Below are 12820 nucleotides of genomic sequence, written 5' to 3' on the forward strand. Positions count from 1 at the left end.
ACTATGAAGAAAATGATTGAACTGATTAAAAACAGATCGGATATCGGAGCCGGTACAAGAGGTTCAGACCTTGGAATCGATGCAATAGAGATTGCCGCGATAAATAAGGGAAGTCAATATTTCATTAATTATCCCTTTGTGGATGTTCCTACACGAAATAGCTCGATCTATCAAAACGACAACCATCCGTTTGGGAAACATATCCAGCAGATCTACGAACAGTGCAAACAGGTGGCCTCCACAGTTGAAGACAGTCTTTCTGCCGGTAATTTTCCCTTGGTATTTTCAGGGGACCATTCTTCAGCAATGGGGACAATAAGCGGTATAAAGTCTGCCTATCCGGATAAAAAACTCGGGGTATTCTGGGTGGATGCTCATGCCGATATTCATTCTCCATATACGACTCCTTCAGGTAATATGCATGGCATGCCTCTGGCAGCCATGTTAAATGAGGACAACGATTCTTGCAAAATCAATGAAATCGATCTGTCAACACAGGAGCTCTGGAATAAGCTGAAACGTATTGCCGGACCGGTTGGCAAGATATTGCCCGATAGCTTGATCTATTTTGGTGTTAGAGATACCGAAGAGCCTGAAAATCAGCTGATGGATCGTTTGGGACTGAAAAATTATCGTGTGGAGGAAGTTCGTCAACGTGGCGTAAATGATTGTGTTGCAGAAGCGCTGCTCAGCTTGCAGGAATGTGATCTGATTTATATTTCTTTTGACGTAGATAGTATGGATAGTGAGCTGATCTCAGATGGTACCGGAACTCCTGTACCAAAAGGTTTTTTGCCAAAGGAGATTGTCTTTATTCTGGAAGAGATCATACGATCTCAGAAGGTCGTCTGCCTTGAGATTGTAGAAGTAAACCCCCTGTTGGACAATAAAGGGAATAAAATGGCGGAAGTTGCCTTTGACATACTGGAGCGAATAACTCCATTGATTGAGCTTAAATCAAATACCTGATTGACTCAGTTTAAAGCAACAAGGCATGTAAGATCATGCTTTCATCATGAAAGCTTTATGACGCAGCCCGCTCATCCATGGTTTATGTGACCACTGGTGAGCGGGCTTTGTTCAATTTGGTAGATTCTTTAGGTATGGATAGGGACTTTGAACCAGAATGTGGACCCTTCTCCCAATTCACTATTGACGCCTATTTCTCCCAGATGTTTATGGATGATTTCTTGGCAGATGAAAAGCCCAATACCAAATCCTGAAGCATAACTGTCTGTAGAATCATTCACCCGGTAGAATTTATTAAAAATCTGCGTTTGATCTTTGATGCCAATACCCCGGCCTTGGTCGTTTACTTGAACATGAAAATAGGTATGGTCCACTTCTACATGCATGTTTATGGTCGAATTCTTTGGCGAGTATTTTATGGCGTTATCCATAAAATTAATGATCACTTGCTCTATCTTATCACGATCGGCTACAATTTCTTGACTTGAATGTACTTTACCAGTATAATGAATAAAATGTTTTACGGGTTTCAGTGAATAAATATTCCGTACATAATCTATCAAGCTGCAGATGCTGAAGGTGCTTTTATGCAATAGCAACTTGCCTTCATTGAGCTGGGACACATTTAAAAAACCATCAATCATTGCACGCATCCGGGTTGCCTGTTCGTTAGACTGATGAAGATATTGTATTCTTTTATCTGAACTGAGGGTTTGTTCCTTAGACAACAACAATTGTATGTAGGCGATCAAAGAGGTCAAAGGTGTTTTGAGTTCATGACTGGCGATACTGATAAAGTCCAGTTTTTTTCGTTCTTCTTCTTTATCATGTGTGGTATCTATGATTGCTCCATAAATCATCTGATGCCTAGAATCCACTCCCAATTGACTATTCCCAATAGCGCGTAACCATTTTATCTTTTCCGTTTTTTTATCTTCTATTTCACATTGGCAATCAAAAGGAGATTGTTTCAGGACAACCTCCATGAAGATATGACGTATCTTATCCCGATATTGTGGTAAGATTTGTGCGAAAAAATCGTGTTCCTGGATGTTAGCCTGCTGTTCGAAACCAAATAACTCGCGGCACCGGTCATTGAGTTCCATTTTCTTTGTTTCCAGATCAATGGAAAATATTCCGATGCCAGCAGCTTCCACGATCATTCTAAACTCTTGATCTTTTTTAGCGATCAGGTTATTGATAGATTCCAGTTTTTCCTGTTCTGCATAGTGGGATGTGATATCCAATGTGGTGCCTGCGAACCATTCCGGCTGTTGATCTTGGTCAAAATACATTCTTCCCTTACAATGAAGCCAGCGTAATTTTTGATCTTCAGCTCCGATCGTACGGAATTGGACGTCATATAGACCCTTATTTTGATTGTTCAATGATTTTTTGACCTCGTGGTCGATTCTATTTCTATCTTCTGGGTGAATATATTTCAAAACCTCATCATAAGGTACAGATTCCCCCTTTGCAAAACCAAATAATTCACGGGTCCGTTCATCCCAATGCACGATATAGCTTTTGCAATTTAGGTTCCAGGTGCCCATTTCAGCTGATTGCAGGGCAAAATGATAGTGTTCTTCACTTTCGATGATCTTTTTTAAAGCATCCTTAAGCTTTTCATTGATATCTTCTGCACGCTTGTTTGTTGTGGTATGGTATCTGTTTAGTATGGTATTACCATGGACGGAATTGACAGGATTATATTTTTGTGTCAATAAGTCCTGGAGCAGTCTACGTTCAATAATTTTTTTCTCATCCGTTTGTTGGAAATGTAATCTATTGTCCGGGATAATGCTGATGGTATGGTAGATCCCATAGGTTTCACCACTTTCATTGATGAGCGGATGATAGGTCAAATTGCAGGCGTGTAATCCTAATTGTCCTTCATGGTATATTTTGACAAGTACATTCTTGTCGCTGTGACTTTTTCCGGTATGCCATGTTTTTTTTAATTGGCCGATATAGGAGGGAAGGTCACTTGCATGAAGACAATTTTCAAGTGGATGTCCGATGACATTTTTATCACAGTTCCATAACTGAAGCATGTTGGCACTGGCATAGGCTATATGAAGCTCAAGGCTATCATAAATGGCACAGGCTTCTAATGAAGACGTAAGAACGGCTAAAATATCTTTGTCTGAACGGATCATAAAATGTCAAAAAATTAAATGCTAGTTAGCTTAAAACAAATATTGTTCCCATTCCATTGTCTTTAACAGATTATTTGGTCATGCTGAGCGAAAACAGGATTGAAATGGACTTCTTGCAATCCGTTTATTCCCAGCTTATAAGCAAAGGTGCCCCTTGTTGACCGGTATGTTTCCCATTCATTGGTGAGAATTTTCGTATCTTTATGGTATGCTTGCATCAGCTGAGAAGGATGTTGTAAAAATCGCTGGACTCGATGATGGGATCCTATTGAAAATAACGGAGGAAAAAGTTTTATTAACGCTATAAAGAATGGAGATGGTCAAAATACTACTGGTTGAGGATCACATGGTGGTACGGAATGGTATCAAATTGTTGTTGGAATCCCAGGAAGAATTTGAAGTAATAGGGGAAGCTTCTGATGGAGAAGAAGCTTTGATGATCATAGTAGAGAAGAAGCTGCTTCCTGATATCATCCTAACGGATATCAGTATGGGCAATATGGATGGCATTGCGTTGCTGAAAGTGGTTGAAAAAGAGTATCCAACGGTCAAAGTCATCTTTCTTTCGATGCTAAATCAGATACATTATGTTGTTGAAGGTTTTGAACATGGTCTTTGTGGTTATTTGTTGAAGACCGTAGATTATAATGAGCTTCTTTTTGGATTAAAACATGTGGCCAATGGGGGGAAATATATGAGTGAAGAAATCAGTATGGCATTGCTTAATCAGGTGAATTCCGCGGAGAATTATGCTGATGAAAAAAAATATGCAGTTACAGATTTTGATCTCAGTGAACGGGAATTGGAGGTATTGGGATTAATTGCCGATGGTTTTACCAATTCGGAAATTGCTGATAAGATCTTTTTGAGTAAACGTACCATAGAGGGGCATCGACAAAATTTAATCGAGAAGACCAAGGTGAAAAATACAGCTGAACTGGTCAAGTTTGCCTTTCAACATGGTCTTCTAAAATAGAACAATCAAGTAGATCGCTATTCCTGTTTTTCTTTGGCCGGGGTAAGAAAGCAATAAAAAATACAACGGCAATCAGCAATAGAACTGATAATAATGTGGCCTTGCCATAGGCGGCAGTAATATGTTTAAGGTTGAGAAATGCGCCCTTGTCATCGTGTAAAAATAGGCCGACGACAAAAACTATGCCCAGACAGATGGCCAGTTGTTGTATGGTTAGGTAGACCGCTGAAGCCACACCAATATGTTCTTTTCTGATATCTTTTAAAGCAAGGGTCATCAATGAAGGCAATACACTGCCACAGCCAAGACCATAAAAAAAGAAGAGCATATGTACATGGTCCTGCCGGACGTCAACTTTGTTGAGAACGAGGAAATGAAAAAGAAGACCGATGATCATTGTCCCAAGTCCGATAAGTACGATGAATTTGCCATTTCGCTGAATGAATTTTCCAACAATAAGACTGGCAAGAACATAGCCTATTCCTTGATAAACAAAAGCAATTCCTGTCATGGTGGGTGTATAACCCTTATCATTTTGTAAATAGTTAGAATTGATAATGAAATAGGCATCCTGGACCATGTAATAAGCAAATGCTGCTGCAATACCAAGGTTGAAGATCCGCTTCTTGAAAAGTGCAAAATTGATCAGGCTCTCCTGCCCTGAACGATATTGACTTCTCTGTTTTATTAAGAATAGGATGATTAAGATCAATGCAGTTCCAAATATTAAAATGCACCAAATAGGCCAGGCTAGTTCCGGCCCCATGATGAGTGGGTAAATAAGACCTAATAAGAGTATAAACAAGGTAATCATGGGAATAGGGGATATATGGGATGTTGAATTGATGCGATCATTCGGGACATATCGAAACGCAGTAAACAATGCTATGATGCCTATGGGAATATTGATCAGGAAAATAAGGCGCCAGCTTTCATCAAGCCATGACTGATCGGGTAATATTCCTCCAAGTAATTGCCCGAGGACAGATGCAATACCTGCAATGCTTCCATAGATACCCATAGCCCTGGACCGTTGCTCTTGGTTGTCAAAGAGAACCGTGATCAAGGCTATTCCCTGCGGGACCATCAGCCCTGAACTTATCCCTTGAAGGAATCTTCCCGACAATAGCACATAGATATTATCTGAGATTCCACAGAGGAGTGAGGCAAATGTGAAGCCAGCCATGCCCAATAGATATAATTTTTTCTTTCCAAAATAGTCTCCTGCCTTGCCCGCATTAATCAGCAAGCTGGCGTACCCAATAATATATAGGATGATAATCCATTGCGAGGAGCTATTACTGAGCTGTAAGGAATGCTGGATGGTGGGGAGTGATACATTGATAATAAAGAGATCAATGACAAATAAAAATATACCAATGGAGACGATGCAGATAGGAAGCAAATCTTTAAATTGGAAGCGCATATTGAAAGTTTTTTAATAATTTTAGGCTAAAAGTAGGGGGGATTTTTTGCACGATCAAGTAGTTATATTTTATGTACTTGGTATGGTTTTATGAACTAATGGTCAGTATGAGATGATTATGGAAGAAAAAAAATATGAAAAATTTGGAAGCTGCTGTGATGTCAATGGTATTTTTAAGATCATTGGTGGTAAATGGAAGGTCCTGCTGATCAAAGCTATTGCTAAAGAATGCCCGAAGCGGTTCGGGGAATTGAAGCGAGCGATGGAAGATATGGCACAGACCACGCTGACGGTACAGTTGCGTGAGCTTGAGCGGGACGGTATTCTATGCAGGCAGATGTATGCAGAATCACCACCACGTGTGGAATATAAACTGAGTGAGTTGGGTAAGACCCTACTCCCCGTCATCGACATGCTGGATGCATGGTGGTTAAGTTATAAAAATGAACGGGAGTGATTAACAGTTCTTATGAATGGCTGCTGGTTGATTTATGCGAAGGAATTCCAAGCAGAATAATTGTTATTATGATGCAGGTGGTACCTATCCAATCAGTGAACGTAAAGGGTGTATCGAGCCATAAGACAGCGAGCAGTGCTGCTGATAATGGTTCGGCAGAAGCCAAAAGACTTGTCTTTTGACCACCAATTAATTTTACAGCTGTAAGATAGGCATAGAATGGGATTAAAGTGCCAAAGATCACGATGAAGCAAGTGTAAGTATAAGTGTAAATATCCCAGGTTCCAGCAACATCCCAGGGAGCTTTTACAAAACAAAATGTGATCCCACCAAATAGCATACCCCAACCAATGACGGTACTGGCAGGATATTTATTCAACAAGCGAACCGGCTGTAGTGTGTAAAAGGCAAGCGTGACAGCAGACATGAGTCCAAAAAATAGTGCGATACCTGATATGGAAAGTGTGCCTATATTTCCATGGGTGACCAATAAGAATGTTCCTAACACGGCTAATAATATAGCAAGGCATGTTAGTCCGTTAGGAAATTTTTTGCGTTTCAACGCAATATAAATGGCAATCATTACCGGACCGGTATATTGTAGAACCGTTGCTGTTGCCGCGTTGGAATAATTAATTGCAGCAAAATAAGAATACTGAACGGCCAGGACCCCCAGTATACTAAACAGCAATATATCGACCCGATCTTTGTGGTTCCTCCATATTCGCCAAAGATCGGGACGACTATTTATTCCGGCAAGGGTTAGCAGAATTATTCCTGTCACTAACATCCGTATTGTAATAAGCCATTCGACATTAACTCCCCGTTTATGAAAAAGGAATTGGCCAAAGGTTCCTGAAACACCCCAAAGTACCGCTGCAATGACAGCTAGCAAAAAGCCTTTTAAAATCTCATGATTGTTCACCTTGTTCATAATTATGTCCCTCTTGTGGATTGGATTGGATGCGTAAATATAATAAAAGAGGGTTATTATTGGATAATACATGATAAAAGCAGTAAATTAGTTGACATCAACTTTATTTCATTTTTGAATTTAAAATTATAGCTGCATGAACTGGTCAACTCAAGTCACACAAATGCTAGGTGTTAAATATCCCATTATCCAAGCTCCCATGTTTGGTGTTACTACCCCTGAGATGGTTGCCGCTGCCGCAGAAGCTGAGGCGCTAGGTTCACTGGCATTAGGAGATCTATCTGGAGCAGCATGTAGAGCAGCGATCCAAAGGACAAAAAAGCTTGTCAAAGGACCTTTTGCCGTTAATATTTTTGTGAACAGTATACCGGAGGTCTCAGATGCCTTACGGGGTCAATATGCAAAAGCAAAATCAGCCGTGGAGAAACTGGCCCACCAGCATGATATAGCTGTTGATCTGCCTGAATTCGAAGATATTAAGCTAACTGATTATCGAGAACAGGTTGATGCTATTCTGGAGAACCAGTGCAAAATTGTTAGTTTTACCTTTGGGAATTTAGATCCTGAAAGTATAAGTCGCCTGAAGGCTGCTGGCACAATTCTCATCGGGACCTGTACCTGTACCGAAGAGGCTCTGATTTTAGAACATTCGGGTATTGATATTATATGTGTCCAGGGATGGGAAGCCGGTGGACACCGCGGTAGTTTTAGTGCCCTGGACATTCCTCAGATCGGGGGGCTTTCTTTATTGGCGCAAGTACGTGATCGGGTGAAATTACCTTTGGTGTATGCAGGTGGAATATACAATGCAACTACTTTATTGGCAGCCAAGCAACTGGGGGCGGAAGGATTCCAGATCGGTAGTCTGTTGCTTAGGTCAACAGAAAGTGCACTGCTGGACTTTGAAAAACAACGTTTAATGCAGGTTAAGGAATCAGATGTTGTCCTGACCAGAAGTTTCTCTGGACGATATGCTAGAGGTATCAAAAACATTTTTATTGAAACAATGGATACATCAGGCTGTATTTTACCTTACCCTTATCAAAATAAATTGACCAATCTATTAAGAAAAGCTGCCAAAATAGATAATAATGTAGACTTTGTGAGTATCTGGACCGGGCAATCTATCCATTCCTACCGTGATTGTTCTACTAGAGAGATCATTCGGGATCTGGTTGAAAAAGTCGATATATTCGACAATACTTACCATGAACGATAAAATTAAGGTTTCATAGTGTCAAAGTATTGTCATTTAGATTAAATATTTCACCAAAAAAGCCGTTTAAATAACTAAAAAACTCCTTGTAGTTGTTGTTCTACAGGGAGTTTTTGTTTTTTTTCAAACCTTTGTTGCAGCTATGAAAAACTTATAAATAACTGATACAATGGGGGACGGAAAAAAGAGAATTCTCATTATCGAAGATAATGAGATTCTATTAAACACAATGCAATTTGTTCTTGCCAGAGAAGGCTACGATCTATTGCTTGCCAAATCTGGCAAGGAAGCACTTTCCTTGGTCTCTGATGAGACAATTGATCTTGTAATCACAGACTTGGCACTGCCATTTGCCAATGGCTATGAAATTATTGATCGCATACGAAAAGGAAATAGGAATAATCAAGTACCTGTCATTATTATCTCTGGATATCGGGATGATAACAGTATTGTGGAAGGATTTGAGGTTGGTGCAAATGATTATATCAAAAAGCCTATATCACCATCAGAGCTTGTTTCACGCGTTCGTTTGAGGATTGGCCATGTTTAGTAAAATTGAATATACAGTTCACATGATTCGGTCTTTCTTTGAAGGGGATGGCTGGCCAATGATCGTTTGGATCGCACTAGTCCTTAGTTTTATGTTTTGGACAGCTTGCCTCATTGGCATCTGCATATTTTATTACCGGGATTATAGATATAGGTCACATTATACCAGAATTTATCCGGTCTTACGTGACTTTATCTATGAGCATGTGCTGATAGCAAATACATTCAATCATTTCCCGATAGAGAAGTTATCTCTCGATTTAGATAAACGGATTGTACGGAAAGTTGTACGGCAGATATTGCATGAATTTATCTTTACAATCGGCGGGGAAAAGGGGAGGAGCATGCGTAACCTGTTCAATGAAATGGGCTTTGATAAAGAAGCTCAATATGAAATTAGACATTCAGCTAAGCATGTTTTGGCCACAGTCAGGTCGTTATCTGATCTGGCCTTGATGCAAGTAAACATTCAAGATGATATTTTGAAGCAGTTATTAGGTAGCCCAAGGGTTGAAATTCGTGTAGCAGCTTATAAATATTTGGTGCAAGTGGAGGGTGAGCAGGCCTTTGACCGCATTTTTGCTGGAATATATGGGATTAGCGAGCTGGATGCACTCGATATCTATCAGTCCATAGTATTAACGGACTATGTTGGAGCCTATCGATTCTCCCAATGGCTGGATGATTCCAAGACATGTGCAGTCAATAGTCTCTATATGGATCTCATGGTATATTATCAACAGCTGGATGAGGAAGAGCTCTGGAAACTGATCATGGCGCGCAAAGAATTGCGAACCGTACAAAAAGCTATTAATGCATTGGGCAAGCTTTTGGCCCGGGCAAGTGAAGATCAGCTGCAGTGTTTATTTCATAAAGAACAAGATCTTAACCTGAAGATTGAAATCATTAAAGCCATTGGTCGCCTTGGCCAAGGAAAATCTATTGATTTATTGGAAACAATATTCAAGGATAAAAATTCGGTATTGGTCCTTAGAAAACATGCATACCGTTCCTTAATTGCTCAAAAACCCTATAGTACATCATGCTTAAGAAAGCTTGACAACGAGGTTGAAAGCGATGATGATAAACTGATACGTTATATCAATCATCCAATGGTCCATTATTTTTAATCAGCAAGGCTCGTTTATCAAAAGGTATTTTATATGAAGCATTTTATATTTTCGATAGAGTTTATTTTTGGACTTTATTGTCTTTTACTCTTGATTGTTTACATGATGCTGTTTCGGATGTCATCGATCTCAATTAAGAAAAATCTCCGAAAACGAAATTCCAGGCGGATACAAACACTGTTAGAATCTGAAATAGCGCCTGGTGTGAGTATTGTAGCCCCAGCCTATAATGAATCTGTCACTATTGTTAACAATGTGCGCTCATTGATGACTTTATTTTACCCCCGGTACGAGGTGGTCATCGTTAATGATGGGAGTAAAGACGATACATTACAGAAGCTTATTCAGGAGTTTGACCTTGTGGAGGTTGACTTTTTGGTGGACTATATGGTTCCTTGTAAGGAGATCAAGGCCATCTATAAATCGAGAGACATCTCGCATAAGCGGCTGACTATTGTAGACAAAGTAAATGGCGGAAGTAAAGCCGATGCCGTCAATGCGGGAATCAACGTGGCTTCTTTCCCTTACATTTTGAATACAGACGTAGATTGTGTACTTGCTAACGACACCTTGGTCCATTTAATGGAGGCAGTCTTAGACGCTAAAGAGCGTGTTATTGCCGTCGGGGCAACTTTGCGCATGTCCAATTCCAGTTATGTGGATTCTGGGATGTTAGTTGAGGCAGCACTGCCAAAACCCATACTCGCACGTTTTCAGGAGATGGAATACATCAGATCCTACCTGCTTGGTAAAATGGGATGGAACTATCTGAATTGCATTCCCAATGTTTCTGGCGGATTGGGATTATTTGATAAGGAGATTCTTATAGCCGCCGGCGGATATGATTCGCAGTCTCTTGGAGAGGATATGGAGATGGTGACCCGAATGTGTATGACTATGTGTGAAAATGATGAAAAGTATGAGGTCAAATATATCCCGCAGACCTTATGCTGGACGGAGGGGCCTGATAGTCTGAAGATGTTGACCCGCCAGCGCATCCGTTGGGCCCGTGGGCTGATGCAGATTATCCGCTCACACCGGAAAGCATTTCTGAATCCCAAATACAAAAGATTTGGACTGATTGTGTTCCCTTATAATGCTATTTTCGAATTCTTGGCACCTATCATGGAAATTTTAGGAATTTTCTTTTACGTCTATCTTATTCTGACCAATGGTATCAATTGGCAAATGGCCATTCTATTGTTGGTGTTTGTATATATGTTTTCCATTTTTTTGACGAGTTTTTCGATCCTCTTGGACAATTATGTCTATAAATATTATAAGCGGAGACAGGATATTGTACGCTTATGTTTAACAGCCTTTATCGAGCCCTTTCTATATCACCCAATTATTGTATACAGTTCAATAAAAGGATATGTTCAGGAGCTCTTTGGCAAGAAGCATGCCTGGGGGGAGATGAAACGTAAAGGAACATTGTCGCCATTGCCATCTGATGGCACTAAGAAGTAAAAAAATGAACAAGTTATTGATTATAATACTATTTTGCCTGATCCTACGGCCCCCTGTTGTCAATGCACAGGTGATCTGGCAAAATAAAAAATATGATGTTGACAGTCTGGTACCCAAAGCAGCAACTTATTTAAAAGAAGGACATTTGGAGGAATCCATTATGTTGAGCCGTACAGTACTGTCGAAGTATCCAAAATATACAGATTTTAAATATTTTCTGGGTGCCAGTTACCAAAAAATGGGGCGTGCTGATTGGGCTATCCCATATTTTGAGGATGTAATAGCAAATGATATCAACTATAAAGACAGTTATGTTGCCTTAGCCATGCTTTACGAAACCGAGGGCAATTATGCCAAAGCTGATCATCTGTGGCAACTTGTACACAAACGTTTTCCGCAAGATACTTCGATGGTAAGTTTATATCAGCAGTATGAAATTAGAAATTTGCGTCGTGCTGATGACCTTCGCATGGATAATTGGTACTTAGCTGGTAAAAAATCCATTGCACAGGGGAAGGTTGAGGAAGCATTGACATATTCTGATAGTTTAAGGCTAGCTGATGCACAAGACATGCGCTATCTATATCTTCGATCAAGTGCTTATATGCATGGCAAAGAATACGCAAAAGCAAAAGCAGATTATGAAATATTGCTGAATAAAGGTGATCGTAATCCATTTATTATTGAACAGTTGGCAAATATAGCTGTTGCAAACAAAGATTATCCAGCGGCACTAACCTATATGGAGGAGCTCAGGCAAAATTCACCGGGGAATGCCAAGTATCAGCATCTGGCTAAAGTCTACCGAGAGAATCTGCCTACGAACTTTTACGTTGGACTCAATCACATGCAAAGTTCGCAGGATAAACCAAATGGTCATTTTTTTATCTCTGGTTTGGAGTATGGGCAGAAAATAGGTGAAAAAGATATGCTGATTGGACAGTTCAATTATGGTAATAGACGTGGTGAAAAAGGGTATCAGGTAGGTGCGGAGGCCTGGCTGAATTATAGTTCAAAAGTATATGGATACCATCAGTTTGCCTGGGCTGATGGAACCGTATTTCCAACCTGGCGTGCAGCGTATAGCCTGTATCGCGAGGCTGGAGCTTGGCTCTTCGATCTTGGTGGACGCTATGTCCGTTCAGCTGATCATACGAGTAATTATGGCTTGGTGGGATCTGGTGGCCGTTATTTTGGGGCAACGTTTATCTATCTGCGAGGATTTTTATTACGGGATGAGCAACGTTGGAACCAGGCTTATTCGCTTGCTGTCCGGCACTATTACAATAGTGAAAAGTCAAATTCTTATGTCACCCTCATTGGCAATATAGGAACATCACCCGATGATCCGTCACGATACCAGTTTCTAAACAACCGCTTCGGTTTCTTGTCACGGTCAATTAATGCGGGCTGGCAACACCGTATCGAAAGCTGGGGTTTTACACTGATGGGGGGATGGAGTTATTACAAAGTCACGGAGCAGAGGTTTATGAATCAATACGATCTGAATCTCTCCTTGAGGAAATATTTTTAA

Annotated in this window: 11 protein-coding genes; 8 read left to right on the plus strand and 3 right to left on the minus strand. The window is 40.3% G+C overall.

The features are described 5' to 3' along the window. Positions 1 to 3 precede the first annotated feature (3 nt). Complete coding sequence (locus HX021_RS02960) at positions 4 to 969, plus strand: arginase (RefSeq protein ID WP_286588246.1); 966 nt, start codon at positions 4 to 6, stop codon at positions 967 to 969. 128 nt (positions 970 to 1097) lie between these two features. Here HX021_RS02960 and HX021_RS02965 read toward each other — a convergent pair whose 3' ends face one another. Next, a complete protein-coding gene (locus tag HX021_RS02965; RefSeq protein WP_286588247.1) occupies positions 1098 to 3128 on the minus strand; it encodes an ATP-binding protein in 2031 nt (676 codons plus the stop codon). A gap of 316 nt (positions 3129 to 3444) precedes the next feature. Here HX021_RS02965 and HX021_RS02970 point away from each other — a divergent pair, with 316 nt between their 5' ends. Beyond that, on the plus strand, positions 3445 to 4104 hold the full coding sequence (locus HX021_RS02970) for a response regulator transcription factor (protein WP_286588248.1): 660 nt from the start codon (positions 3445 to 3447) through the stop codon (positions 4102 to 4104). On the opposite strand, the gene HX021_RS02975 is transcribed toward HX021_RS02970, so the two are convergent. After that, a complete protein-coding gene (locus HX021_RS02975) occupies positions 4070 to 5530 on the minus strand; it encodes an MFS transporter (RefSeq protein WP_286588250.1) in 1461 nt (486 codons plus the stop codon). The genes HX021_RS02970 and HX021_RS02975 overlap by 35 nt on opposite strands. A 118-nt stretch (positions 5531 to 5648) precedes the next feature. On the opposite strand from HX021_RS02975, the gene HX021_RS02980 reads away from it, so the two are divergent. Further along, positions 5649 to 5987 (plus strand): winged helix-turn-helix transcriptional regulator, encoded by a 339-nt coding sequence (locus tag HX021_RS02980; RefSeq protein ID WP_286588251.1) that lies wholly within the window; start codon positions 5649 to 5651, stop codon positions 5985 to 5987. A 10-nt stretch (positions 5988 to 5997) separates the two neighbouring features. Here HX021_RS02980 and HX021_RS02985 read toward each other — a convergent pair whose 3' ends face one another. Further along, on the minus strand, positions 5998 to 6921 hold the full coding sequence (locus HX021_RS02985; RefSeq protein ID WP_286588252.1) for an EamA family transporter: 924 nt from the start codon (positions 6919 to 6921) through the stop codon (positions 5998 to 6000). Positions 6922 to 7057: 136 nt separating this feature from the next. Here HX021_RS02985 and HX021_RS02990 point away from each other — a divergent pair, with 136 nt between their 5' ends. The 5 genes from HX021_RS02990 to HX021_RS03010 all read left to right on the plus strand — a co-directional run bounded on the left by HX021_RS02990 (position 7058) and on the right by HX021_RS03010 (position 12820). Next, positions 7058 to 8140 carry an NAD(P)H-dependent flavin oxidoreductase gene (locus HX021_RS02990; RefSeq protein WP_286588253.1) on the plus strand — a complete coding sequence of 361 codons (1083 nt, stop codon included), beginning with the start codon at positions 7058 to 7060 and terminating at the stop codon, positions 8138 to 8140. A 166-nt stretch (positions 8141 to 8306) separates the two neighbouring features. Beyond that, entirely contained in the window at positions 8307 to 8687 is a 381-nt protein-coding gene (locus HX021_RS02995; RefSeq protein WP_286588255.1) for a response regulator, read from the plus strand. A 22-nt stretch (positions 8688 to 8709) separates the two neighbouring features. Further along, the gene (locus HX021_RS03000; protein ID WP_286588256.1) at positions 8710 to 9816 is read left to right on the plus strand and encodes a HEAT repeat domain-containing protein; all 1107 of its coding nucleotides are present in this window, start codon (positions 8710 to 8712) and stop codon (positions 9814 to 9816) included. Positions 9817 to 9849: 33 nt separating this feature from the next. After that, positions 9850 to 11286, plus strand: coding sequence for a glycosyltransferase family 2 protein (locus HX021_RS03005; RefSeq protein ID WP_286588257.1), 1437 nt, complete (start codon positions 9850 to 9852; stop codon positions 11284 to 11286). Positions 11287 to 11290: 4 nt separating this feature from the next. Further along, positions 11291 to 12820, plus strand: coding sequence for a YaiO family outer membrane beta-barrel protein (locus tag HX021_RS03010; RefSeq protein WP_286588258.1), 1530 nt, complete (start codon positions 11291 to 11293; stop codon positions 12818 to 12820).

The organism is Sphingobacterium sp. N143, assembly GCF_030325625.1.
Classification (GTDB): domain Bacteria; phylum Bacteroidota; class Bacteroidia; order Sphingobacteriales; family Sphingobacteriaceae; genus Sphingobacterium.